Below are 24862 nucleotides of genomic sequence, written 5' to 3'. Positions count from 1 at the left end.
TCGGTCATCTATAATCATCATGTCCAATTATAAAAAATATGATCCGTATCACATAACAAAAGTCTGTATTGATCCCAAGCGAATGTTATCGCTATGCTTCAATACATGCTTCACTCATAGTCAGATCATTACAGTGGTGATCCGGTAGAAACTTTTGGGCCATATTCCCAATATTATATGAGGTTGATTGCCGATTTCTCACGCAATCTGTATAAAATTATATATGTATACTACACGTATTCATGTAACGTTTCAAGAATAATTTTCACATTTTCATAAGAGAATAGCCTTTTATAAGATATTCTCCTTCAACAAACCATTTTTTCAAATTATTTTCTGCTTTAATATAGGATTCAATAAAATAGAGATGAACAAATGAGCTAACCCGATAGCAGAAGCCATAAAAACAATAAATATAAAAGAAAGAACGTATTCTTCATATCCTGCGATAATCATCAGTACTACAAAGTTAAGGATATACATACTACCAATATACGTTTTTACTCTGTTTTGATACGAATTGAAATATAAAAGAACCTGCAAGAGGATAGAGAAAAATAAGATATAAAAAGCAGGCAGAAATATAATCACTGTGGCAAGATTATTAAACAGTAGAAATTCATCTTTCAAAGAACTACTTGGCCAATAAATCATTACTCCGTAGGAAGAAACAATAGTAGAGGCCATAATCCAAATGTAATAAATGTATATCAATGTGCTTCTCCTCCTTTCTACAACTGTACAGATCTTATAACAAAATTAAATATACACAAAAAAAACCGCCAAAGAGTTCTTACTACTATCAGCGGTTTTTATCTACATTTTCTACAATTATTAAATGTTACACTACCGTACTAATAGGCTTTTTTAAAAAGACACCGTAAGAAATAGCGCCCATCACAAGCAATCCTGCTCCAAGCAAAAATACATTATTGAAGCTACCCGTGGTATCCAAAATATATCCGGTGACGACAGGAGCAAGTGCGGCTCCCAAAAATCCACCGAAGTTCTGGATCGCACCGAGTGAAGCGACTTGTTCACTTGGCGCGATATCCGCTGCAAGTGTCCAGATCACACCCGAAGGTAGTTGTGAAGCAAAATAGCCAATCGATAACAATACAATACTCAGTGTCGTATTATCTATAAATGGAATCGGAGCTACGGAAGCGGCTGCTAGAATCGCTCCACCAACGATAGGCACTTTACGCGAAGTTACAGGAGCAACGCCTTTACGAATAAAATAATCTGAAATGAAACCGCCGAGCAACACTCCAATAATCCCTGCCACAAATGGAATCGAAGCAATCCAGCCTGTTTCTTTTAGTGTAAATCCTTGCTCTTTCTCTAAATAACTTGGCAACCACGTTAAATACACCCAGATTGTAAACATGATACCAAAGTTACCTATAATCATAAACCATGTGCTGGGATGCTTGAACAAGCCAGACCATTTGGCTGGCGATGCTTCGGTTGAAGTTGTTACTGGTTCTTGCTCTGGTTCTACAGGTGTATCTGCTTCATTGATCCACTGTTTCTCTGCTAGTGTCGGATCACGATACACTTTGAGCCAGATCAACATAATAATAAATCCAATCACCCCGATAAAAATAAACATGCCTCTCCACGTCATCGTCAACATCAAGATGGTTAATAATGGAGGAGCAATCGCATTCGCAATCTGTGAGCCCGTATTAATAATCGAAGTCGGTAATCCACGTTCATTTTTAGCAAACCATTTGCCTGTTACTTTCAACCCTGATGTGAAAAAAGGAGATTCTGATACGCCGAGCAACATCCGCATCGCATATAGCAATGAATATGAATTCACAAATGCGCTTATAATTGTTGCAGCAGACCATAATCCTGAAGCCCAAGCAAACATCTTTTTCGGACCAAAGCGATCGACTAACCAGCCCGCAGGTAGATTCGCCAGTGCATACGGCCATAGAAAAGCAGATAATAACAGACCCATCTGTGTAGCTGACAATCCAAATTCAGCAGCAATTGTAGTGTTGGCAATACTTAGATTCGACCGATCCAAATAATTCACTACCGCTCCAAGCAATAATAGCAAAATAATCCCCCAGCGTAAGCGAGGTTTTTGGGTAGGGATCGTAGATGTTGCTTGAGAAATAGTACTTAATTTTGCCATAAGAATACACTCTCCTTATTCTTTCCCACTTTTCATATATATCATCTATACGTTGTTAAAAGAATATTAATCTTTTTAAGTTTGTTGCTTATTTGGTGGCATGTATAGAACAGTGATGACTTTATTCATATTTGTATCCGCTTGCAGAAAATGCTTTATTAAAAACTTGTTGTATTGTTCAATTACTGAACGAAAAAGTGGATCTGTCCGGCTATATAGCCGGCATTATCCATAAATACTTTATTTGATAGAAGAACGTGCTTGCGCAACAGCTGCTAAAAATTCTTGAGCTGCCGCAGTGACTTTACTATAGTCTCCATCTTTTTGCGCGGCTTTGGTAATATAACTACCTACACCTACACCGATACATCCAGCTTCTAGCCATTCATGTACATTTTGTGGTGTGACTCCACCTGTTGGGGTGATTGGTGCTTGAGATAATGGCGCTGTTACCGATTTTACATATTGAGGTCCTAATGTTTCGGCAGGGAATAATTTGACGATATCTGCTCCTGCTTCTAATGTTTCTAAAATTTCAGTCGGTGTATACGCTCCGCTCACCGTCACCGCTTGATAACGATTCGCCATTTTGATCATAGCTGGATTCAATTGTGGGCTAACTAACAATTCAGCTCCTGCCAGAATAGCCGCTCTAGCTGTCTCCGCATCTAGAATCGTACCTGCTCCAACCAATACATCAGCACCTTTATACTTTCGGGCTAATGTCCGAATAACATCAAGTGCATTCGGAACACTCATTGTAATTTCTAATGCTTTGATTCCACCTGCTACAGCAGCTTCGGCTACAGCGAGTGCTTCTTGTTCATCATCCAGACGAATAATCAATACAATGCCTGTATCTGCGATCCGGTTGAGATTCTCCAACTTTCTCCACATAATTCTGTCCTCCAATAACGGATATAGCACCTATAGCTATATTAATATGTCTACTTTTATATCTGATTCGGATACAAACGATGACCACTATACCCAAGCTGATTCGATAATTTTAGAGCCGCTTCTTGTACAAGACGAACAATCATTTGCTCGCGTTCAGGATTCATACCGGAATACATACTGGCTACACTAATCGCAGCAACAGGATGATTCCATTGATCATAGATTGCTGAAGCAATACAGTACATCTCCAAGTTATCTTCGCGATCATCAATCGAATATCCACGCTCACGAATCGCTCGCAAATCTTGCAATAAGTCTGGTATCGTAACTTTGGAATATGATGTTCTGGCAGGTAATTCACTATCCCCTAGAATATGTTGAACTTTATCATCAGGCATAGCTGCTAATAACGCTTTGCCCAGTCCAGTTGTATGAATATATCTTCTTGAGCCTAATTTGGCTGTAGGTCGCATCACAGAATAACTTTCTGCTTTGTCTAGATATACGACTTTACCTTTGTCTTCTATACCAAGAAATACAGTACTGCCAGTTTGACGATTCAGTTCTTGTAATAGCGGTCTTGCCAGATGTGGAATGCCAAGGTTGGACACATAAGCCATCCCTGTCTCAAAAATACCTAGCCCCAGACGATACGTTTTCAGGCGCGCATCATCCAACTCAATAAAACCTTTATATAGCAAAGTCTGTACTAACTCAAAAGCACTACTTTTGGGTAGCCCCAGTTCTTTACAGATTTCATTTAACGTCAGAGGCGAACTACTTTTAGATAACAGTACCAAAAGATCGACAACCCGTTCTGCTGATTTGTTCACACGAATTTTATCCATATAGACTCCTTAAAAGCACTATCTTTTAAAGTTCGTATATGTGAACTAGTTTCGCTATTTCGAACTATGACCCCATTATATAGATAACATTTTGGAAATTCAATCATTTTCGACAAAAAAATTATTTTATAATTCTCCTATGAAAAGGACTTGAATTCTAAATGAAAACGTTATACTCTATTTATGTTCATTCGATATTGCGAATCAAGTTCGTATATACGAACTACGAGTGCGATATATTAGTGTTTATTTTGTTTATTTTGTACTTTTGTATATTGAAATCGCTTTATATCTTATTATTTTATCATTCCTGCTTGAGGAGGAACATACTTTGCAACCAACTGTAATTTTTTTGATAGGTTCTGCTGGTTCAGGTAAGTCTACCATCGGTCAATGGATAGCCCAACAATATAATTATTGCTATTTGGATAAAGATACCATTTGTAATACATTTACTGGAGAATTGTTAGAATTGAAAGGGTACTCACGAAACGATCGTGATGGATGTGCTTACTATAGCGAAGTGGTGATGCCGTTAGAGTATCAGGCTTTGCTGAATATTGCGAATGATAATGTGCAATTAGGTCGCTCAGTTGTACTGGATGCTCCATTTCTAAGCTATTTCCCTGATCCACACTATATTACTAACCTTATTGACAAGTATGGATGGCAACAGACACGTGTAAATCTAGTCGTATTACAGATTACCGTAGATGATAAAGTACTGCGTACACGTATGCAAGAACGCAACTTGGAACGGGATCAGTGGAAATTTGATCATTGGGATGCTTTTATCGAAGGGCTACGCAGTAAGCATTGTCTCTGGGAAGGGATTAGTAAAATACAGTTTGATAACAGCTCGGCTACGATTCATACCGAACACTTAAAGGAAGTATTGGATATTCACTCTATCCATGAATAGATCACAAGTAGGGACAGACTGCGGTCTTATTGTGTAGGTGCTGTATTGTCTGTGGCATCACCACGTATCCCTACTTGCTGGAATGTTCTATTGTTTATACGCTTTTCTGATTTGAGAGATCGGTATTTGCGATTGAAGTCAAACAATCCCACGAATCTCGTCTAGCGACTGTACCTTTTCCTTTTCCATCCATGCTGTCAATCCAGATACCAATTCCTCACCTGCATGTAAATTCACAAAATTATACGTCCCGATCTGCACAGCTTCAGCGCCTGCCATAATATATTCAATGATATCTTCTACAGAGCTAATCCCGCCCATCCCGATCACTGGAATAGAGAGTGCTTGAGAGACTTGATGCACCATTCGTAGCGCTATCGGCTTGATCGCAGGGCCAGATAGACCTGCATACGTATTTTGAAAAGCACTACGCCGCTGAGCAATATCGATCTTCATCGCTGAAAAGGTATTCACCAGCGATACTGCATCCGCACCTTCTTGCTCACACATGTACGCCATTGCGACAATATCTTGTGCATTGGGCGATAATTTGACGATTAACGGAATACGAGTAACCTGTCTAACTGCACGTACAATCTGACGAGCCACTTCGGTATCGACTCCGAATTGAATACCGCCTTCTTTGACATTCGGGCATGAAATATTCAGTTCCAGTAGATCAACAGCCTTCTGTCCCAAACGTTGACGGAGATCGCAAGATTGGCTGATCTGCGCCGCACCAGTTACGTATTCTTCCAGATGTGCTCCACCCAAATTGGCAATTACCACCGCCCCACTGGCAACCATATAATCTAATTCATTTTCCAAAAAAGACGTTATTCCTGGATTCTCCAGCCCGACACTGTTCATCATACCCGAAGGAGTCTCCTGCACACGACAACCGGTATTGCCTGAACGTGGATGCAACGTCAGACCTTTACTCGCTATCCCGCCAAGTATACTGAGATCATACAACTCGCCATATTCTCGTCCGAATCCGAATGTTCCAGAAGCCATAATGATAGGATTACGCAGTGCTACGCCTGCTAGATTACATATGAGAGAGGTCATTCCAGTTCACCTCCTCTGCTGTAAATACAGGGCCCTCTTTGCACACACGAGCATTGCCATGCACTGTCCGAATTGAGCAAGTGAGGCAAGCGCCGATACCACATGCCATTCGTTTTTCTGTTGAAATGTATAATAATGTGCGCGCATGGAGTGATTTTATTTTTGTAACCAAAGCTTGTAACATACCCGCAGGGCCACATGCCATAATGACTGAATACAATCTAGGATCTACGATATCAACGATATTGGTGTGTTGCCCCTGAGTGATATGAATCTGCTGGCTGTCCTCTACGATCTGCTCGAAAGACTCGACCGCAAACGAATGATGATTAAATCCTACATAAATATCTGCCTGACGGTAATGTTTAGCCGCTAATAGTAACGGCGCTACTCCCATTCCTCCGCCAACCAAAGCAACCGATTCAGAAGGATCAACGACCGGGAATCCATTTCCAAAAGGGCCGGACAATTGCAATTCCTGTCCTACCGATAAGCTTGCTAATAGAGCTGTTCCTCTACCTGTCACTCTATATAAAAAGGCGATATAATCATCGCCTTGATCATGAATACTCAGCGGACGAGACAGCAAAGGATCGGTTATAGCAATCCCCTGTGTAGCACGATGACGTATCATATAAAATTGTCCCATCGCTCCTGCCCATTGACCTGCTACCTTGATCACATACACGCTTGGAGATACTTCTATATTTGAGATAATCGTTGCCATTCACACTTCCCCCTTTTCACCGCTCACTATCTTACAGGGAAGTGTAGTATTTGGTTGTAACTATTTTCACAGTTGTCTTATCTTTTTGATCATTTATTTAGCGTACTAGATTAATATTTAGCAGACTAAGCCCTATCACTGTTAACAAAATAAAAGCAGTCATCATCACATGTACTTTGCGGTACATTACCAGAATAGCGATATATTCGCGGATAAAAGCATTTGGTAAATAATAAAATGCAGTACGTGAACCTACCCCATCGCCTGTAATCCCTGCTTCTCGTGCATAGATACCTGCGCGGAATAAATGGAAATTGTTCGTCACAAATATACAGGAATATGGATTACCTTCCATCAATGCATCCATTTTTTGTTTGGAAAATTGCATATTTTGTAGTGTATTTACAGATTGATTTTCGACAATAATCTGATCATTAGGGATTCCTTTGGATCGCAGATAATTGCGTATCGCTTCTGCTTCAGCAATCGCTTCGTCACTACCCTGTCCACCTGAAGCAACAAATCGAGGGGGTGATTGTATTTTTTGTTGTCGATAATAAAAAGTAATCGCACGATCAATACGACTTGCCAATAGCGGGGGAACCCGATCTTTAATCAATCCACTGCCTAAAATAATAATAAAATCTTGATTGAGCTTTACTCGGTTGAGGTTGTACAAAGTGGAGGATACCAGATAACAAATAAATAAAAATCCATAATACACAAAGCATAACTGAATAAAGATAATAACAGGTTGCAAAATACCGACCGAAGGCATCAGGAATGTAATAACAGGTAAAGTCGCTATCCCTATGCCTACAAGCAAAGATAGCAAGTTAGGTAATTTCCAGCCTTCTTTGGATAATAACGTACGTCCATTGTAGATCAGTGCAATTCCAATCACTAATAACATGACAGGAGCAAGTAATACTAGAATAAGTACTAATAATAGACCGATATATGGAATAACCCCATCCAGATTACTGATTGCATACACAATCGAACTGAACAAAAGAAGCAATATTCCAATCGTCAGAAAGACTCCATTTCGTACCCGCCGCTGATCGATTGCGTAATTGATAACGAACAAGATAAGAAAAAAGACAGTCAAACTGTATATATAAATCACGTATTTTCCTCCTGTTGTCTATGTTCCATTTTGATCATTCAGACTTCTTTTTTAGCATATCGGGTTGGTACGATAAATCAACTTACAATACTGTAAGGTAGACGTAAGCCAAATCGATAGTACACATAGCTAGTTGGTTAGTAAAGTAGATCGTAACATCTCTACACGAAAGGAACGATCATTATGCGTAACGGAACTAAGCTTTTACTATTTGTACTCACGATAGTTATCTTGCTTGTGATCACATTGGTTAGTCAATTATCTGAGAACGACCTGACCAAACTTAATCCGTTGATTCCTAAGCAAATCTATTATGTACAAGTTCATAATTCGTCTTCTAATACTCCATCCTCACAGGATGCAACTGTCGAATACACATTACCCGCATGGGATGAAAAAGGAAACCCTCAAACGATTACATTTTTCGGTATGCATTCATTACGTGAAGGTGCTTATCTCCAATTAACACTCAAAAATCAACAAGTGCTATCTTATAAGGAAATTTCTTATGACCAGATTCCCACAGTAGTCCAATCCTATTTGCGTCACTAACTATTTATTCTACCGTTGAGAGCTACGTCATCTCATGACAGGTTGCCAGTCTATAAATAATTAGAATACTTCTTTTATGTAAAAAAAGGACTCTCTTTTCTTCGTGTTTGCGATAACATGAAATAGAAAAGAGTTCTTTTTAGGTTAAATAATACCGATGAATTGTAGGTAAGGAGTGAATAATCATGCAGACTATTTTGATTGTCGAAGATGATCGTAAGATTGCTGAATTATTGCAATCGTATATTGTGAAATATGGCTACCATGTTATTGTAACCACAGACTTTGAACATGTGCTACAACAATTTCAACAAGAGCAACCGGATATGGTACTTCTGGATGTGAATCTCCCCAGTTATGACGGGTATTACTGGTGTCGTCAGATTCGTGCCCATTCCATCTGTCCGGTGATCTTTATTTCGGCACGTGCAGGGGAAATGGATCAGATTATGGCTCTGGAAAATGGAGCCGATGACTATATTACCAAACCGTTTGATTATGGTATCGTCATGGCCAAAATTCGCAGTCATCTACGGCGTGCTTACGGAGAATATGCTTCCAAGCATGAAGAGATTATTTTGCATAAAGAAGGATTATCTTTATACCCTGAACGACTAGAACTTCATTACAACCATCAGAGCGTATTATTAACGAAAAAAGAAGCTGATATTATCGAAAGTCTGATCGAACGCCATCCACGTGTAGCTAGCCGGGAAGCGTTACTTGAAAAGTTATGGGACGATCAGACCTATGTCGATGAAAATACACTGAACGTTAATATCACTCGTGTACGCAAAAAGTTTCTTGATCTGGGTCTATTGGATGCGGTAGAAACGGTGCGCGGCATCGGTTACAGACTGCATATTTCGTGGAATCAGGATGATGGATTATGAAGCTTTTTTTGAAAGAACATGCGCTGTTAATCGTTATTCAGATTATTCAATTTAGTGCCGTTATGAGCATTTATTGGTTAGATGGATACCGGAATGTTGGCCCTGCTCTGTATTCGATTATGTTAGGGCTGTTTTTCTTAGGTGGATATTTATGTTATCAGTATTACAGCCGTCGTCATTATTATCGGCGCTTACAGGAGCCTCTACTCTCATTAGATGATTCGGTTCAGCAGTTAGATCAAGCTCCTGTCTCAGAAGCATTAGAACAATTGCTACGCCAGCAGTATCGATACTACCAACAACGCCTTGCTACGATTAATCAACAACAGCAAGAGCATTTAACATTTATGAATCAATGGGTACATCAGATGAAGACACCATTATCTGTGATCGAATTAACAGTACAAGATGTGGATGAACCTGAATTTGCAAGTATTCGTGAAGAACTGGAACGGATGAGTTCAGGGCTAAATACGATTTTATATATGGCACGTTTAAGAACATTTGAACAGGATTTTCATATTCGCTCGATCTCTTTATCTGAAATAATCCGTGAAGTCGTGCAAGAACATAAGCGTCTCTTTATTCGCAATCAAGTGTATCCTGATGTGCAGATCAAAGACGGTGATCTCTGGACAGAATCGGATCAGAAATGGCTCTTTTTTATGGTTTCCCAACTGGTAGTCAATGCGGTCAAATACTCGGCACACACCAACAATAAAGTGATTCTTTCTTCATATATTGTAGATCATCAAGCGGTGATCGAAGTACAAGATTATGGTGTAGGGATTCCAGCTTCGGATATAAAGCGTGTATTTGAACCTTTTTTCACCGGCGAAAATGGTCGGCATTTCCGAGAATCAACAGGTATGGGCTTATACCTAACACACGAAGCAGCTCAGCGACTAGATCATCAGTTGGAGCTAGAATCTACGGTAAATCAAGGTACAACAGTACGTATTCTTTTCCCATCATATCAGCGTTAATGCTATCTTACAGCGCTGTAAGGTGATTGAAAGAGAAATCGATAGTTCCTTTAATCGGTTCTATCTATACTAAACGTATCGAATCAATCACCTAGGGGGATAAGACATGTTACACGTTAATCAGGTTAGCAAAATATATGAGGGCAAAGTCACTTATCAAGCGTTATCCAATATTCAATTTACGATCGAAGATGGTGAGTTTGTCGGTATTATGGGGCCTTCAGGTAGCGGTAAAACAACACTGCTTAATATGATTGCCACTATTGATGAACCGACCACCGGAGAAATTTTGATCAATAATCAGAATATCAATCTTTTGAAAAAAAATGATCTTGCTACATTTCGGCGGCGTGAACTTGGATTTGTTTTTCAAGACTTCAATCTTCTGCATACACTGACAGTCGAAGAAAATATTGTACTTCCTTTGACACTGGATGGGGTAAAAGTCGGTGAAATGAAAGAAAAAGCGGCTATTATCGCTGATAAGCTCGGTATCACAGCAATTATGAATAAGCGTACTTATGAAATTTCTGGTGGACAAGCACAACGTGCCGCTATAGCGCGTGCAATGATTCATACGCCGCATCTTTTATTAGCGGATGAGCCGACAGGTAATTTGGATTCCAAGTCTGCTCGTGATGTGATGGAGCTACTGGAAACGATCAATCAAGAACAACAGACAACAATGATGCTTGTCACTCATGATCCGCTTGCTGCTAGTTATTGTCAGCGTGTGATCTTTATACGCGATGGCAAATTGTATACCGAGATTCATCGCGGGGAACACCGTCAGACTTTTTTCCAAAAGATTATTGATACGTTATCACTGCTAGGGGGTCACGCTAATGACATTTCGTCAATTCGCGTATAACAATATCGCCCGTAATAAGCGTTTGTATGCCGCTTATTTTCTAAGCAGTATGTTTACAGTTATGGTCTTTTTTACGTTTTCGATTTTTGCTTATCATCCAGCGCTCAATCAAGGTACGCTAAATCATGGTGCTGCTACTGGACTATCTGCTTCCAAATGGGTCATTTATGTATTTTCATTCTTTTTCGTGCTTTATTCGATGAGTTCATTTCTACGTTCCAGACAAAAAGAATTTGGATTATTAATGATGCAGGGAATGTCTGTAGGGCAACTACGCAAGATGGTATTTTTAGAAAATATGATGATCGGATTTGCCTCGACACTGGGCGGTATTGGACTTGGACTTGTATTTGCTAAAGTCATTTTGCTCATAGGTGAACGGATGCTTATTCTGGAGGAATCTCTTTCTTTTTATATCCCTTTGCAAGCAATGATCGTAACGTTTATTTCATTTATGATCCTGTTTATGTTGATTTCGTTATTTATTACGTTTGTGCTACGTAATCGGCAATTAATCACTTTAATCAAAAGTAATCAGACTTCCAAAGGTGATCCTAAATCATCCATCTGGTTATCAATGATAGTCGTTTTATTGATCGGGATTAGCTACTTCGTCTCCTTAACTGCTTCCGGAGAAGAAGCGATCTATTTACTATTCCCGGTTATTATTATGGTCAGTATTGGAACATATTTGTTATTTACACAATTAAGTGTCTATATTATTCACCGCTTAAAAGCACGCAAATCATTATTTTGGTACAAAACAAATATGTTGTTATTTTCGGATCTAGCGCATCGGATGAAAGATAATGCTCGTACCTTTTTTCTTGTCGCTATTGTATCAACTGTTTCTTTCTGCGCAATCGGTTCATTGTATGGTCTTCAGTCTGTATTAATGTCGAATACCGTTTCATCTAGTGCTTATCCTATGACTTATTTTTCTACAGAAAAAGATACAGCACGAGCACAACATATTCAAGATATTAATGACGCGTTAAATACACATCATATTGATATGACTCCTGCTGAATTACATCTATTGCGTTATAAAATCAATGATTCTAAAGATACCGTCACAATTGTTAGTCTTGCTGATTATAATCGATTGGCTACTTTGCTAGGTGAACCTACTCTTACTTTACCGAATCAACAAGCCGTCATTCGCAAAACATCTACAATTGGAGAACAATCGAAAAACGATGTGTTACACGGACAAATTACGTTAGAAAAAGGATTGTCTATTCAGATAGCCAATCAATCAGCTATGTCTCAAGTCATTCCAATGGTTAGAGATTATATCGTTGTACCAGATACTTTTTATCAAAAGCTTCAACATCCGTATGCTACCAATCAGATTAATGTATGGAATGGATCTGTAGAGCAATCGACAGCTATACAAGTTGCTTCAGACATTCAGCAGTCTGTTAAGACTAATGAAGCTGATTATCAATTTTTCGCTAAAGACTATGAAATCTATATGCAAAAGAAACAATTTGGTTTGCCTCTGTTTATTAGTTTGTTTATCGGGATTGTGTTTTTTGTCTCGGCAGGGAGTTTCTTATACTTCCGTCTATACAGCGATCTGGATGAAGACAAACAGAAATTCAAAGCTATTTCTAAATTAGGATTAACAACCAAAGAGTTACACAAAGTACTCAACTGGCAGATTGCATTACTGTTTTTCGCTCCGATCGTCGTGGCTTTGGTTCATGGAGCTATAGCGTTAACAACATTATCGAATATGTTTAACTTTTCACTTGTAAAAGAATCCAGTATGGTGTTAGGCATATTTTTATTGATACAGATTATTTATTTCTTTATTGTGCGACACTTTTATGTCGGGCAAGTGAAATCCGCTTTACGCTAATAAATCATAAAAAAGCATCCTGTTTATCTACAAATCTCTGTAGTATAAACAGGATGCTTTTGGTTTTTGGTTATCTGTTATTCCAGTTCTGATCTAGCATGATTATGGAGTGACTACACCTGTTCCACCATATTGAGCAATCGTTGATTGTAATGTACTTCCACTGTCCAGATTGTAGGTGTAAGGTACACTGGTTAAGCTTCCAACTTGTCCGATCATATTATTTCCACTACTTACATATACATTGTTACGCTCTACTACATATCCATCGATTCCTTTTGTTTTGGTCGTCATAATCGGAGTTTTAACATTGTTAAAGTAATTACCTTCTACAAGTACCTGAGCTCCGATACGTGAATTGACGCCTGTTTCTGCATTTTCATAATAATTGTTGTAGATATGCCCTGTTCCAAAGCGTAAAGAAGGTAAGCGAGAATTGGTATTTACAAATGAATTATGATGATACGTCACATGGAACTTACCTGTATCTTCGCTAGCATTGTTATCACTATGCCCTACAAGCGATGTTTTGAAATGATCATGGAATTTGTTCCAGGAAGCAGTAACATAATCTGATCCGTGAGAAATATCAAGTAATCCATCATAATAATCTTTGTCATGAGACAGGTCACTCGATAGATCATTATGATCTACCCATACATGATTAGAAGCTTGTACTGTGATGGCATCGGTTCCGGTTGCTTCAGAAATATTTAAGTTTTGGATAATGACGTTACTAGAGTTTTTAACACGTAATCCGCCACCGGTTAAGCCTGAGCTTTTGCCTACGCCTACTACTGTTTTATTAGACGTGATATCGACTTGTCCGCTTAGATTAATTGTACCGTTGACTTTGATAATATATTTACCTGATGCAGTACCGTAATTTTTTAACGAAGCTAGATCACTTACTGTAACGGTTGTTCCTCCTGCCCCACCTGTTGTCGATCCGCTTACTGTGGCATATCCTTTTATCGCAAAGTCAGGTGCTGCTGAAGCAGGTGCTATTAAAGCTAAAGAAGTGACAACGCCCAGACAAAGTGCCATGATCGATTTCTTGTTCAATACTTTCATTAACTATTTTCCACCTTTCAAATGTGAGATAACAACCTGGCATCAGCATAAGTTTATTTGTAAATAATTACCATATAAAAATAAAGAATATGATAATAATGAAATATAAATGCATCAATATCCCCTTAATGTTAACGTTTACATTTTGAAAGTAGTAATAAAACGAACAAAAAAAGAAGATCCTCTTATCTCAACAGAGTATCTTCTTCCCTTTGATATAGAACTAACTTGAAATATCACTACTGATTACTGATATTACATTACGATTCACTTTGTGGTTGAAATGAAATATTGATTTCGACGATCTCTGAACGTGTACCTATGCGCATCGGTGTTCCCCAGAATCCATAACCTGACGATACGATCGAATGCAGTTGCCCTTTTTGCAAATAGCCCCAATCATTCTCATAGATACGTTTGGTGATCAGATGCGCTGGAGCAACCTGTCCCCGATGCGTGTGACCGGAGACAACAAGATCAGTTCCTAATTTCTGCTCAGCATCTAATTCATACGGTTGGTGATCCATCACAATAATCGGCTTCGAATGATCGACCGATTCTAATAATTTCGCTAATTCTGCACGTGGACGATCACTGTAATCTTGACGACCAACCAGTGTAATCCCATTATCCAGCACTGTCGATTCATCATACAGTATATTCAGATCGCTATCATCTAACACCTGAATCAGATTAATCCCTTTTTCAAAACGATCATGGTTCCCAAGAGACGTATATACAGGAGCTTCGATCCCTTTCAAAATCTGCGGAATATTTGTTTTCACAAAGTACGGCAGATTATCATCGATCACATCACCTGGAAATAGCACCAGATCGGGCTTTAATTCGTTGATCATTTTCACCATTCGTCTAGCATGCGATTCATTGGACAAAACACCAAAGTGAGTATCCGATACCATAATCACTTTCATATCCTGCTTGCCTGTAACTGGCTTATCAATCGTAATATCATAATTACGTACCACCGGACTGTACGCATTGAACATGCCTACACACGCTACAATCACAAATACAAACAGTGTAGTCCATCCCGCCCATACAATTACTAGATGTTGAGATAAAGAGGTGAAACGAGTAATAAGTACACCTAGATTCATGATCGGTAACCATAAGACTAAAATATATAACACCATAAACCAGACAGCACTAATGATTTTAATTGTTATACTTTCACGTACCCAGAAGTTCAAAAAGAATGAATAGGCTAAAACAACCAGCACCGCAACAAAGATGTATCTCACAAAATGATGATCTGGCAAAATCTGTCCAAACCATACCCAACCATTCCATCCCATATACAGCAAGATCAAATTATAAACAATAAAAATAATGATTCCTATTAACAAATAAGTTGACTCCTATCTCTGTTGTATAATGATTACTTTTTGCTTGTAACTATCTCTATATAAGTATATACGATATACAATCATGTACCAAATTATAAAATTAGGATTCCTTTCTTTTTTACTATAAATACTTAAATACGAATAAAATACAGTAAAAACGCTTTATAAAAATCGTAATTAAGATATAATAAACGTAATTACATATTAAAAATTTATTTTTACTACTCTCTTTAGCTATCGGAGGTTCTCACCTGTGTCTGAACTACTTGATCCCAAAAATGATTTTTTATTTAAACGTATTTTTGGTAGTGAAAAAAACAAAGATGTATTGCTTAGACAGTCCATTAGTGAATTGGTTATTATTTCTTAAAGGTACTGATCCATCACACTGGGAGGTGCTATCTATGAATGAACCTGAATTAAAAAAAGCGATGACTACGCTCGAATTCCTAAGTCAAGATCGCGAAGCTCGTATGCGTTACGAAGCGCGCCAGAAATTCCTGCATGATGAAGCTTCACTTGTCGATTCTGCGATGGCAGAAGGCGAACGCCGTGGCGTTGAAGCAGGTTTTCAAAAAGGAATCGAACAAGGTATAGAAAAAGGCTTAGAGCAAGGCATTCAGCAGGGGAAACATCAAGCACTGTTAGACATGGCTCGTAATATGCTTTCTCTTCGATTAGATATTGAAGTGATTGCCAAAGCAACCGGTTTATCTCAAGAAGCTATTCGTTCTCTATCCTGAGTCTACAATTCAAAACTGCATTGTTCTCTATAATTTAGCTTTAGATTCGTAATATAAGTAAAAGCCTATCATCGCGATAGGCTCTTTTTTAACTTTATTTCAACGCTTTGTGCACTTTCAGCAATTTACCTTTAACTGTCGTATCCTTCATCACTTTCAGTACATGAGGGCCTTTGCCATTCAGAATCTCTACATAAGTCACATTATCCTGAATCGTAATAATTCCAATATCTTCAGCCGTTACGCCTTCGATCCGAGCAATTGTGCCTACAAAATCGACTGCACGTAGTTTTTTCTTTTTGCCGCCATTAAAATACAACTTCATGATTTCTTTGTTCAATTGCTCACTTTTGGCAGGTTTGCGTTCTGCACGAATTCCCATTTTTCCCTCAAATGCTTCACGCGCACGATCCACCTCTGTCGCTTCAGGTGCTTCTTTGTGTGGAATCGCAAATCCGATATAGTCTTGAATTTCACGCAAAAATTTATCTTCAAATGGAGTGACAAATGTGATCGCTAGACCGCTTTTACCTGCACGTCCTGTTCGTCCTGTACGATGCACATAGCTTTCTTTTTCCAGCGGTAGATCATAGTTAATCACATGTGTAATATTGTCGATGTCGATTCCGCGAGCAGCCACGTCGGTTGCTACTAAATAACGGAATTGTCCTCGTTTGAAATCTTCCATTACAGCAAAACGATCTTCTTGCAACATCCCGCCATGAATCTTCGCACAGGTATAATCGTTCGCTGTTAATCGTTCACTCACCATGTTTACATTATCTTGAGTACGGCAGAAAATAATACAGCTATCTGGATTCTCAACAACCGTAATATCTTGCAATAGATTAAATTTATCTGCATCTTTCACTTCGTATAATGCATGCTCTATCGTTGCAGTCGTAAGCCCTGTCGCTTGAATCTCAATATGCTCCGGCTGGCGCATATGACGATGGCAAAGACGTTCGATATCTTGTGGCAACGTTGCCGAAAACAGCAATGTAGTCCGATCTTTCGGCAATGCTTTGATAATATTTTCAACTTGTTCTATAAAGCCCATATTTAACATTTCATCGGCTTCATCGATAATTAGAAATTCTATTTTGTCCAAAGCCAGTGTACCGCGCTGAATATGATCCAATACACGTCCAGGTGTACCAACTACAACATGACTTTTTTGCTTCAATTCGAGTGTCTGCTTGGCATAAGGTTGTTTTCCATAGACTGCGGTTGCTTTGATACGCTTAAAGCGTCCGATATTAGTAATGTCTTCTTTTACCTGTGCAGCCAGCTCACGTGTCGGGGTGAGGACTAACGCTTGTGGTTTGTTCTCATTCCAGTCTACTAACTCGCACAACGGAATACCGAATGCAGCCGTTTTACCGCTACCTGTCTGCGATTTCACGACTAGATCTTGACGTTCCAACGCCACAGGAACCACTTTTTGCTGTACTTCTGTAGGCTGGGTGTAGCCCAGTTGTTGCAATGCTTTTAAAATATCTTCACTTAATCCATACTCTTGAAAATTAGACTGACTCATGAAATACCTCTTCTTTTTATAAATTAACATACTTTTCATTTCATTAAGCATGCTGAATAATGAACATAAAATCGCTTCAACAATAGCACAAATAGATCGCTTGCCTGATCGTATACATTTTCACTCACTCTATTCAGTATACGCTATATTGGCAGGTAACATCTGAGAAAATAGCAAAAAAAGACGTAGCTTACTGCTCAAATTCAATAATTTTTATATTTCGTAAAAGTTCTTCTAGTTCATGTGTGACTTTATCCCAGATCACAGTCGCTTCTTGAACCAATACCTGTTCACGTTCATCCTGATGATGCTCTACTTGGACGGATGTACATAGTATTAATGTTCTGTCTGCAAAAGAGCGTAACAGGTCTGCAACTGTAGACATATGATCTGACGAATTAGACAACTCTAATCGGTTAAAGTAATAATCCATCTCTTCGGATAATTTACTACGTATCTTGGTCGTATCTGTTCTAGATAAATCTGCATCTTGAAAAGCTAATTCGATCGCTGTCGTCATCATATATCTTGCTTCATACATATTCAAATTGTAGTGTCGTTGCTGGATATGTAGTAAAACTGCTACTTGCAACGCAGTCAGACGGAACCAGTACAGCTCTGCATATACTGAACCCAATTCCCTTTTAGAAAATAATACAGAAGATGTATTACAGATATGTAGTGATTCTATTTGAGGCCAACGAATAATTGTTCGAGCAACTTGCCGTATCGCTTTGCCCAAATGTATACGACTTGGTGGTTGATCCATAGTAAACACATCTCCTTCCAGCAAGCAAATTAGAGGTAACCTACACCTCCTTACCCATTTCACTGCAAAAGAAAAATAAAATCTAAAGCATCTATATAACAAACGATTTTACAAATAGCAAAAAAATATGTATGATAGATATATCGAATTATCTCGATATATCTATCATACATAAAAAGGAGTGGATTTCTGTGCGAAACATTAGAGTTTATCATGTCGATGCTTTTACAGATCAACCGTTTACAGGAAATACCGCAGGGGTCGTATTGGATGCAGAACAACTAACTGGAGAAGAAATGCAACAGATTGCAAAAGAACTTAATTTATCTGAATCTATCTTTTTACTTCCTTCGGATCAAGCAGGTATCGATTATAAAGTCAGATATTTTACACCGACTGACGAAATTCCTTTTTGCGGACATGCTACTATCGGATTAACCTGGTTATTGGCTACAGAACTTGGATTATCTCAGCAACAAGATGGAGTCGTTCTAGGAACCGGAGCAGGTGCTATTCCAGTCGTCTGGCATCAAGAAGAAGGTCGTGTACAGCGGGTTGAAATGACTCAGATTGCTCCGCAAATCAAATCGTTACCTGTAGACTTACAAGCAATTAGCGAAATGGTAGGCGTTCCTGTCGATGCAATAGATCCTGCTTATCCAATCCAATTATCCCACACCGGTAACTGGCATTTATTCATTCCTGTACATAGCCAGCAAGCTATAGACGAAGCAACACCTGACCTTACAGCACTAAGTAAGCACAATAAAGAACACCAGATTGCCACAACTCATTTATTTACGTTTACTCCTGATGCTGAGGATGATTATGATTTGTACACTCGTGATTTTGCACCCGCTATCGGGATCGCTGAAGATCCTGTAACAGGCGCAGCCAACGGAGCTTTGACCGGATATCTGTATCTCAATCATATGATTCCACAGGATCAGATAACACAGCTCAAAATTGCGCAAGGGCGTGCTATCGGTCGTCCTGGATTTCTATATGTACAAGCGATCCCAAATGGAGATCATCCAATTATCAAAGTAGCAGGTACTGCAACGATTACGATTCGAGGCACATTAGATATCTAATGATATATAGTAAAAAAGCAAAGTCTTTAGCTATTGCTAAGGCTTTGCTTTTTGAATAAATACCTTGTAGATCAATGGGTCAAATCTAACACCATAAATTCCTCATCCCAATACTGACCTTCATATTTTAGTGCATTGCGTTCGAATCCATATACGATAAATCCTAGACTCTGATATAGTTGCTTGGCTGCATTATTATTAGATATAACGGTTAAATGTATCTGCTCTAGCCCTTCAAATAAACGTGCTCTTTGGACTAACTCTGTGATCAAAGCTTTACCTAGCTTTTGACCTCTAGCTTCTGGCGAAACGTACATCGCATAGATATTGCCTTTATGTATCGTTTTGGCATTACTTTCTCTTATAAAAGTCACCATTCCTACAAGCTCGTCCTGATCAAAAGCACCTAATGTGAATCGATTATTAGAATATTGAAGCTTATGTTGTACATCTTCTATCGGTTTGGAGACTTCACTATCATATGTAACTAAAAAAGCTTCGGGATTTTCTTGTAATGACCTTAACCTAAGTTCACGATAGGGTACTGCATCTTCAGAAGTCAAAAGCCTAATATCCATCTTACAACCTCCTATACTTATATAAAAAAACAAAGCCTTTAGAAAATCTTTGGCTTTGCCTTTTGAACTACAATTATACGATTCTAATTTCCAACAGCTTATACTTGAATGTTCCCATAGGCGCTTCAAAAGTAATCGTGTTACCGACTTTTTGTCCGATCAACGCTTTACCTAGTGGGCTTTCATACGATAATTTGTTGTTAATAACGTCTGCTTCAGCAGGTCCGACAATCTGGTATTCGATATCTTCACCGAACTCCAAATCATGTAGGAGTATAGTAGAACCAATACTGACTTTGGAAAGATCCAAGTTATCTGCATTGACCACTTGTGCATTACGTAGCATTTTTTCTAGAATAAGAACGCGTGTCTCCATAAAAGCTTGATCGTCCTTCGCTGAATGGTATTCACTATTCTCTTTCAAATCTCCGTAACTGATAGCAAGCTTCAAACGTTGCGATAACTCTTTACGGCGTGGCCCTTTCAGTTCTTCAAGCTCATCTTCCAGCTTTTTGATACCTTCACGGGTCAAAATAATTTCTTCGTGTTCCTTAGCCATATGCGCTCAACTCCCTCATTTAACAGTATACGCTATATTGGCACACTTTCGTTACTTTAATTGTAAAATAAAGTGATTAAATTTATAAGATATCTAAGTTGTATACAAATAAAACGCATACATTGGTTAAACATCAACTTTCATCCTTATTGTATTGCCCCTGATAAAGACAATGTACCAAAAAAGCTAAATTCTATCTCAACGCTCGAGAAATGAATTTAGCTTTTGGTGAATATCTTTTACTTGCTCGGAATAAACTGTCTGATCCAATTACCGAATCCAGCCGGATTACGAGACTGAATTAGAACAACCCCTTCGCCCCGGAAGCGACACACAATGCCCTCTCCACTGGTTACACTGGATAACCAACCTTTGGATGCTTTTTCAATCTGGTAATTCATATATCCCGGCCATGCCACCAGATGGGCATTATCGACGATTACTTCTTCACCATGAGCTAGATTGATCGCATGAATCGAACCATACGAAGATAAGAAAACAGTTCCTTTACCCCGAATTTCGATAATAAAGAAACCTTCACCTGAAAATAATCCTTTTTTCAGATTTTGCATTTGCGTACCCACTTCAATACCTTCTGTACCTGCTAAAAAGCCATCTTTCTGAACATACAAACTATACGATCCATCTAATTCTACAGCAGTTACATCGCCAATACTGGAAGGTGCTAACAACACTTCCGCAGGGCCACGTGTAGAACGCAACTCTTGAAAAAAGAATTTTTCTCCTGATAACATACGACCCAGACCACCCATCAGTCCGCCGTCCATCGTTCCTTTAATTTCTACATTGGGAGACATCGAGACCATAGCGCCAGATTCAGCTTTGATCGCTTCTCCTTGTTCTATATGTACCTTCAACATGGCAAACGCGCCTTCATACAAAATGTCATATTTCATCTTTGTTCACCTATCCTTTCAATATATTAAGCTTATTTATATTATGACACTTCACCTTTGGCATTGTATATATGCACTACGTTTAATTGTCTTTGTAATTTCTCATTGATGATATGCAAAATATGTTGTATTCTGATGGTTCGATTGCTGAAGTGACGTGTAAATATTTTCGATAGCCCTATATGTTGATATGTAAGTATTTAAGCGTGTAATTCTGTAATGAATCTATTCAAATAAAAGATAGTTAGATCAGGAGGTTCATTTGTGTCAGAAGTGAATAAGCAACAAGTAGTAGACAGCGTACCGCAAAAAGGATTCTTCGGTCATCCTAAAGGATTGTTCACTTTGTTTTTCACTGAATTCTGGGAGCGGTTCTCTTATTATGGAATGAGAGCGATTCTTGTATTCTACATGTACTATGAAGTATCTAAAGGTGGACTTGGATTCGATGAAGCGACAGCGCTTGCGATTATGTCGATTTACGGATCACTTGTCTATATGTCCGGTATTATTGGAGGATGGTTAGCTGACCGCGTGTTTGGCTCATCCCAAGCGATATTCTATGGCGGCGTTTTGATTATGATCGGGCATATTGTGCTCGCTATTCCTAACAGCGTACCGCTATTATTTGTATCGATGGGCTTGATTGTACTCGGTACAGGACTACTCAAACCGAACGTTTCTAATGTAGTTGGTGAATTGTATGGGGAAAAAGACAATCGCCGCGATTCTGGTTTTAGTATTTTCTATATGAGTATCAATCTAGGTGGATTTATCTCTCCTTTGATCGTCGGTGGATTGCAGACCAGTTATGGTTTCCACTGGGGTTTTGCTACAGCAGCGATCGGGATGTTTTTAGGATTGGTTGTATTTGTATTAACGAAAAAGAAAAATCTAGGTCTAGCAGGTACTGTAGTAGGTAATCCACTATCTGCTGATGAGAAGAAAAAAACGATCAAAATTTTTGCAATCAGTGCGGTGATTATTGCGATTATCGTAGTACTGGCAATTATGATGGGTTGGTTAACGTTAAAATCATTTGTCACTGTAGTGGCTATATTAGGAATTTTGATTCCTATCTGTTACTTCGTTACGATGTATCGTAGTAAAAAAACAACAGATGTCGAACGTTCACGTCTGCTTGCTTATATTCCTTTATTTATAGCGGCTGTGATGTTCTGGTCTATTCAAGAACAGACGTCAACCGTACTGGCAACTTATGCAGACAAACGTACTCAATTGGACTTTATGGGTATTCATATTGCTCCTGCATGGTTCCAATCACTTAATCCGCTATTTATTATTGCGCTATCTCCTGTGTTTGCAGCGATCTGGCTCAAACTTGGAAATCGTCAACCGATCATTCCGCGCAAATTCTCTTTAGGATTGCTGTTTGCAGGGTTGTCGTTCCTTGTTATTCTTATTCCTTCTTACTTCGGTGGTGAGAATTCGCTTGTAAGCCCGCTATGGCTTGTACTGAGCTATTTTATTATTGTAGTTGGAGAGTTATTCCTTTCTCCAGTTGGGCTGTCTGCAACAACCAAGCTCGCTCCTGCGGCTTTCTCTGCGCAAACGATGAGTCTATGGTTTTTATCTAATGCTGCTGCTCAAGCGATCAATGCGATTATCGTTCAATTTTATAGCCCTGATACCGAAATGATCTATTTCGGAGTGATTGGCGGTGTATCTATCGCACTTGGTGTGATCCTGTTCGTGATGGGTCCCAAAATTCAAAGCTTTATGAAGGGTGTACTTTAACCTAGATACGTACATTCAACTGCAAATAAAGCCAGTCTCTTTAAAAAGAGATTGGCTTTATTTGATTTCACTATATAAATCAAGACAGATCGAGATGGATCAAGCGATCTTTAGCCAAAGCGCTTGGTTTTGTACCATTTGCTTTCTCTACCGGTAATCCGATCATACGTAATCGAGAAGAATGCTTTGACCGAGATAATCAGGAATAATTGCGAATACGTAAAGTAAGAGACGCACGATAAAATAAAGTTACGTGTATTACTTTGTCCGATATCTGTTGCCAATGCCATATTAATCTGCAATACATAGATGTAATACATAAGCGCCCAACCAATGACCAGATACACATATACATCTCCAACAAATTGAACAGGAGAAACAACCGCAGGATTAAATAGCTCTATAATCTGATACACAATATTAGCTAGAAAAATAATATCGGAAACAATAATAGCGATCATAAACCAGAAATAACTAGCTGCATAATACATAACATGTAGCTTGATACGCCAGCTTGTTTTATCAAATAAATGATGAATATTGTCCATCACTACACTGTAATTCCCTTTAGACCAGCGTTCCCGTTGCTTCATATACACACTGAGCAGTTCCGGTTCTTGTTGATACGCTTCGGCTTGAGGAGCTAATGCAATCAGCTTACCACGCGTCAAAATTTCAAATGAAATCGCGGTATCTTCTGTTATGGCTTGCGGGTCCCATCCACCGATCTCTTCCATTAAGTCTTTGCGCACAATAAAGTTCGTGCCCGGAATCGTACCCAATCCGAATAACTCCCACATACCTGTATGATGCACGCGCTGAATGGTGACAAGTTCCAAATTGATACAACCGGATAAGAAGTTCTGGCTGCGATTACGTGCTTTGTTGCGACCGAATACAGCGCCGTATTTCTCGGGTTGTTCCATTGCTTTTTGGGTTAGAAAAAGAAGTGCATTTTTCTCGGGCGCGGCATCTGCATCATATACGCATAACCATTCGCCTTTGGAGATCACCATCGCATCATTTAACGCACCGGATTTACCACCACTACCCGTACGCTCCATAATAGTAAAGTCACGATCAGCATAAGCAGGTTGTTCTTTCAAAGCTCGCAAACGAGCAGCCGTATTATCACTACAATTATCAGCTACGATAATAATCTGTACTTTGTCTTGAGGATAATTCAGCTTCAAAATATGCTCGACGGTAGACATAATGACGATCTCTTCATTATGTGCAGGTACAATCACTGTTACATTCGGGAAATGATCCATATTTTCAGGAATCACCATCGGAATTTTATTCTGCTTGAACATAAACCGAATCGCACCCCACATAATTACGATTGATTCGAATACAGCAATCCATATACTCATAATCGAGATGAGCAAAATAGCATCAGACATGATTTTTCCCCCGGTCATACTTTTTATTTACATTTGCACGGAAAACCAATGTCATAATGGTAAGTACAATAATAGCGATACCGAATAAGCTACTAATCACAATACAAAGCGGGATAAACCAGCTCGTATATTCCATCTC

23 protein-coding genes, 1 pseudogene and 1 riboswitch are annotated in these 24862 nt (G+C 38.9%); of the genes and pseudogenes, 9 read left to right on the top strand and 15 right to left on the bottom strand.

Going from position 1 to position 24862, the window contains the following annotated elements:
- Positions 1-97: 97 nt before the first annotated feature.
- A riboswitch (purine riboswitch) is annotated at positions 98-201 on the bottom strand.
- Positions 202-841: 640 nt separating this feature from the next.
- From QCD85_RS11005 to QCD85_RS10995, 3 genes are all read right to left on the bottom strand, one after another.
- A complete protein-coding gene (locus QCD85_RS11005) occupies positions 842-2152 on the bottom strand; it encodes an MFS transporter (RefSeq protein WP_301262618.1) in 1311 nt (436 codons plus the stop codon).
- A gap of 240 nt (positions 2153-2392) precedes the next feature.
- Positions 2393-3049, bottom strand: a complete 657-nt coding sequence (locus QCD85_RS11000) for a bifunctional 2-keto-4-hydroxyglutarate aldolase/2-keto-3-deoxy-6-phosphogluconate aldolase (RefSeq protein ID WP_301262617.1) — start codon at positions 3047-3049, stop codon at positions 2393-2395.
- 56 nt (positions 3050-3105) lie between these two features.
- A complete protein-coding gene (locus QCD85_RS10995) occupies positions 3106-3900 on the bottom strand; it encodes an IclR family transcriptional regulator (protein WP_301262616.1) in 795 nt (264 codons plus the stop codon).
- A gap of 331 nt (positions 3901-4231) precedes the next feature.
- Here QCD85_RS10995 and QCD85_RS10990 point away from each other — a divergent pair, with 331 nt between their 5' ends.
- Positions 4232-4822 carry an AAA family ATPase gene (locus QCD85_RS10990; protein ID WP_301262615.1) on the top strand — a complete coding sequence of 197 codons (591 nt, stop codon included), beginning with the start codon at positions 4232-4234 and terminating at the stop codon, positions 4820-4822.
- Between the two features lie 138 nt (positions 4823-4960).
- Here the strand turns inward: QCD85_RS10990 and QCD85_RS10985 are convergent, their stop codons facing one another.
- From QCD85_RS10985 to QCD85_RS10975, 3 genes are all read right to left on the bottom strand, one after another.
- Positions 4961-5893 carry a dihydroorotate dehydrogenase gene (locus QCD85_RS10985; RefSeq protein ID WP_301262614.1) on the bottom strand — a complete coding sequence of 311 codons (933 nt, stop codon included), beginning with the start codon at positions 5891-5893 and terminating at the stop codon, positions 4961-4963.
- Positions 5874-6620: a dihydroorotate dehydrogenase electron transfer subunit gene (locus QCD85_RS10980; RefSeq protein ID WP_301262613.1), complete on the bottom strand. Its 747-nt coding sequence runs from the start codon at positions 6618-6620 to the stop codon at positions 5874-5876. Before QCD85_RS10980 ends, QCD85_RS10985 begins: the two co-directional genes overlap by 20 nt.
- A 97-nt stretch (positions 6621-6717) precedes the next feature.
- Complete coding sequence (locus QCD85_RS10975) at positions 6718-7749, bottom strand: YdcF family protein (RefSeq protein WP_273614135.1); 1032 nt, start codon at positions 7747-7749, stop codon at positions 6718-6720.
- Between the two features lie 183 nt (positions 7750-7932).
- On the opposite strand from QCD85_RS10975, the gene QCD85_RS10970 reads away from it, so the two are divergent.
- The 5 genes from QCD85_RS10970 to QCD85_RS10950 all read left to right on the top strand — a co-directional run bounded on the left by QCD85_RS10970 (position 7933) and on the right by QCD85_RS10950 (position 12918).
- A complete protein-coding gene (locus tag QCD85_RS10970; protein ID WP_301262612.1) occupies positions 7933-8301 on the top strand; it encodes a YxeA family protein in 369 nt (122 codons plus the stop codon).
- A 185-nt stretch (positions 8302-8486) separates the two neighbouring features.
- On the top strand, positions 8487-9194 hold the full coding sequence (locus QCD85_RS10965) for a response regulator transcription factor (protein WP_301262611.1): 708 nt from the start codon (positions 8487-8489) through the stop codon (positions 9192-9194).
- The gene (locus QCD85_RS10960) at positions 9191-10180 is read left to right on the top strand and encodes a sensor histidine kinase (protein WP_301262610.1); all 990 of its coding nucleotides are present in this window, start codon (positions 9191-9193) and stop codon (positions 10178-10180) included. The genes QCD85_RS10965 and QCD85_RS10960 overlap by 4 nt, the downstream gene beginning before the upstream one ends.
- Positions 10181-10286: 106 nt before the next feature.
- Complete coding sequence (locus tag QCD85_RS10955) at positions 10287-11051, top strand: ABC transporter ATP-binding protein (protein WP_301262609.1); 765 nt, start codon at positions 10287-10289, stop codon at positions 11049-11051.
- Positions 11026-12918 carry an ABC transporter permease gene (locus QCD85_RS10950; RefSeq protein WP_301262608.1) on the top strand — a complete coding sequence of 631 codons (1893 nt, stop codon included), beginning with the start codon at positions 11026-11028 and terminating at the stop codon, positions 12916-12918. Before QCD85_RS10955 ends, QCD85_RS10950 begins: the two co-directional genes overlap by 26 nt.
- 102 nt (positions 12919-13020) lie before the next feature.
- On the opposite strand, the gene QCD85_RS10945 is transcribed toward QCD85_RS10950, so the two are convergent.
- Together QCD85_RS10945 and QCD85_RS10940 are read right to left on the bottom strand one after the other, a co-directional pair.
- On the bottom strand, positions 13021-13992 hold the full coding sequence (locus QCD85_RS10945; protein ID WP_301262607.1) for a pectate lyase family protein: 972 nt from the start codon (positions 13990-13992) through the stop codon (positions 13021-13023).
- A gap of 260 nt (positions 13993-14252) precedes the next feature.
- Positions 14253-15359 (bottom strand): metallophosphoesterase, encoded by a 1107-nt coding sequence (locus QCD85_RS10940; protein ID WP_301262606.1) that lies wholly within the window; start codon positions 15357-15359, stop codon positions 14253-14255.
- 332 nt (positions 15360-15691) lie between these two features.
- Between QCD85_RS10940 and QCD85_RS10935 the strand changes: the two are divergent.
- Positions 15692-16102: pseudogene (locus QCD85_RS10935) on the top strand (Rpn family recombination-promoting nuclease/putative transposase); the annotation flags it as partial.
- Positions 16103-16196: 94 nt separating this feature from the next.
- Here the strand turns inward: QCD85_RS10935 and QCD85_RS10930 are convergent.
- Together QCD85_RS10930 and QCD85_RS10925 are read right to left on the bottom strand one after the other, a co-directional pair.
- Positions 16197-17642 (bottom strand): DEAD/DEAH box helicase, encoded by a 1446-nt coding sequence (locus tag QCD85_RS10930; RefSeq protein ID WP_273614143.1) that lies wholly within the window; start codon positions 17640-17642, stop codon positions 16197-16199.
- Positions 17643-17832: 190 nt separating this feature from the next.
- The gene (locus QCD85_RS10925) at positions 17833-18411 is read right to left on the bottom strand and encodes a hypothetical protein (protein ID WP_301262605.1); all 579 of its coding nucleotides are present in this window, start codon (positions 18409-18411) and stop codon (positions 17833-17835) included.
- A gap of 191 nt (positions 18412-18602) precedes the next feature.
- On the opposite strand from QCD85_RS10925, the gene QCD85_RS10920 reads away from it, so the two are divergent.
- The gene (locus QCD85_RS10920) at positions 18603-19505 is read left to right on the top strand and encodes a PhzF family phenazine biosynthesis protein (RefSeq protein WP_301262604.1); all 903 of its coding nucleotides are present in this window, start codon (positions 18603-18605) and stop codon (positions 19503-19505) included.
- A gap of 71 nt (positions 19506-19576) precedes the next feature.
- Here the strand turns inward: QCD85_RS10920 and QCD85_RS10915 are convergent, their stop codons facing one another.
- The 3 genes from QCD85_RS10915 to QCD85_RS10905 all read right to left on the bottom strand — a co-directional run bounded on the left by QCD85_RS10915 (position 19577) and on the right by QCD85_RS10905 (position 21559).
- A complete protein-coding gene (locus QCD85_RS10915) occupies positions 19577-20083 on the bottom strand; it encodes a GNAT family N-acetyltransferase (RefSeq protein ID WP_301262603.1) in 507 nt (168 codons plus the stop codon).
- Between the two features lie 73 nt (positions 20084-20156).
- Entirely contained in the window at positions 20157-20642 is a 486-nt protein-coding gene (greA, locus tag QCD85_RS10910) for a transcription elongation factor GreA (protein ID WP_273614148.1), read from the bottom strand.
- Between the two features lie 239 nt (positions 20643-20881).
- The gene (locus tag QCD85_RS10905) at positions 20882-21559 is read right to left on the bottom strand and encodes a TIGR00266 family protein (protein ID WP_273614149.1); all 678 of its coding nucleotides are present in this window, start codon (positions 21557-21559) and stop codon (positions 20882-20884) included.
- A 264-nt stretch (positions 21560-21823) separates the two neighbouring features.
- On the opposite strand from QCD85_RS10905, the gene QCD85_RS10900 reads away from it, so the two are divergent.
- A complete protein-coding gene (locus tag QCD85_RS10900; RefSeq protein ID WP_274171444.1) occupies positions 21824-23317 on the top strand; it encodes a peptide MFS transporter in 1494 nt (497 codons plus the stop codon).
- Positions 23318-23427: 110 nt separating this feature from the next.
- On the opposite strand, the gene QCD85_RS10895 is transcribed toward QCD85_RS10900, so the two are convergent.
- Together QCD85_RS10895 and QCD85_RS10890 are read right to left on the bottom strand one after the other, a co-directional pair.
- A complete protein-coding gene (locus QCD85_RS10895) occupies positions 23428-24723 on the bottom strand; it encodes a glycosyltransferase family 2 protein (protein WP_273614153.1) in 1296 nt (431 codons plus the stop codon).
- Positions 24716-24859 carry a hypothetical protein gene (locus QCD85_RS10890; protein ID WP_273614154.1) on the bottom strand — a complete coding sequence of 48 codons (144 nt, stop codon included), beginning with the start codon at positions 24857-24859 and terminating at the stop codon, positions 24716-24718. Before QCD85_RS10890 ends, QCD85_RS10895 begins: the two co-directional genes overlap by 8 nt.
- Positions 24860-24862: the final 3 nt, after the last annotated feature.

It is taken from the genome of Paenibacillus sp. PsM32, from assembly GCF_030433815.1.
GTDB classification, from domain to species: Bacteria; Bacillota; Bacilli; order Paenibacillales; family Paenibacillaceae; genus Saccharibacillus; species Saccharibacillus kyungheensis.
Note: the sequence above shows the minus strand (reverse complement) of the source record. Positions and strands in the feature narration are given on the sequence as shown.

What these genes read in the sequence shown, in the direction of transcription:
- QCD85_RS11005 (WP_301262618.1), bottom strand. Translation starts at nt 2,152, where the DNA reads ATGGCAAAATTAAGTACTATTTCTCAAGCAACATCTACGATCCCTACC.
- QCD85_RS11000 (WP_301262617.1), bottom strand. Translation starts at nt 3,049, where the DNA reads ATGTGGAGAAAGTTGGAGAATCTCAACCGGATCGCAGATACAGGCATT.
- QCD85_RS10995 (WP_301262616.1), bottom strand. Translation starts at nt 3,900, where the DNA reads ATGGATAAAATTCGTGTGAACAAATCAGCAGAACGGGTTGTCGATCTT.
- QCD85_RS10985 (WP_301262614.1), bottom strand. Translation starts at nt 5,893, where the DNA reads ATGACCTCTCTCATATGTAATCTAGCAGGCGTAGCACTGCGTAATCCT.
- QCD85_RS10980 (WP_301262613.1), bottom strand. Translation starts at nt 6,620, where the DNA reads ATGGCAACGATTATCTCAAATATAGAAGTATCTCCAAGCGTGTATGTG.
- QCD85_RS10970 (WP_301262612.1), top strand. Translation starts at nt 7,933, where the DNA reads ATGCGTAACGGAACTAAGCTTTTACTATTTGTACTCACGATAGTTATC.
- QCD85_RS10965 (WP_301262611.1), top strand. Translation starts at nt 8,487, where the DNA reads ATGCAGACTATTTTGATTGTCGAAGATGATCGTAAGATTGCTGAATTA.
- QCD85_RS10960 (WP_301262610.1), top strand. Translation starts at nt 9,191, where the DNA reads ATGAAGCTTTTTTTGAAAGAACATGCGCTGTTAATCGTTATTCAGATT.
- QCD85_RS10955 (WP_301262609.1), top strand. Translation starts at nt 10,287, where the DNA reads ATGTTACACGTTAATCAGGTTAGCAAAATATATGAGGGCAAAGTCACT.
- QCD85_RS10950 (WP_301262608.1), top strand. Translation starts at nt 11,026, where the DNA reads ATGACATTTCGTCAATTCGCGTATAACAATATCGCCCGTAATAAGCGT.
- QCD85_RS10945 (WP_301262607.1), bottom strand. Translation starts at nt 13,992, where the DNA reads ATGAAAGTATTGAACAAGAAATCGATCATGGCACTTTGTCTGGGCGTT.
- QCD85_RS10930 (WP_273614143.1), bottom strand. Translation starts at nt 17,642, where the DNA reads ATGAGTCAGTCTAATTTTCAAGAGTATGGATTAAGTGAAGATATTTTA.
- QCD85_RS10925 (WP_301262605.1), bottom strand. Translation starts at nt 18,411, where the DNA reads ATGGATCAACCACCAAGTCGTATACATTTGGGCAAAGCGATACGGCAA.
- QCD85_RS10915 (WP_301262603.1), bottom strand. Translation starts at nt 20,083, where the DNA reads ATGGATATTAGGCTTTTGACTTCTGAAGATGCAGTACCCTATCGTGAA.
- greA (WP_273614148.1), bottom strand. Translation starts at nt 20,642, where the DNA reads ATGGCTAAGGAACACGAAGAAATTATTTTGACCCGTGAAGGTATCAAA.
- QCD85_RS10905 (WP_273614149.1), bottom strand. Translation starts at nt 21,559, where the DNA reads ATGAAATATGACATTTTGTATGAAGGCGCGTTTGCCATGTTGAAGGTA.
- QCD85_RS10895 (WP_273614153.1), bottom strand. Translation starts at nt 24,723, where the DNA reads ATGTCTGATGCTATTTTGCTCATCTCGATTATGAGTATATGGATTGCT.
- QCD85_RS10890 (WP_273614154.1), bottom strand. Translation starts at nt 24,859, where the DNA reads ATGGAATATACGAGCTGGTTTATCCCGCTTTGTATTGTGATTAGTAGC.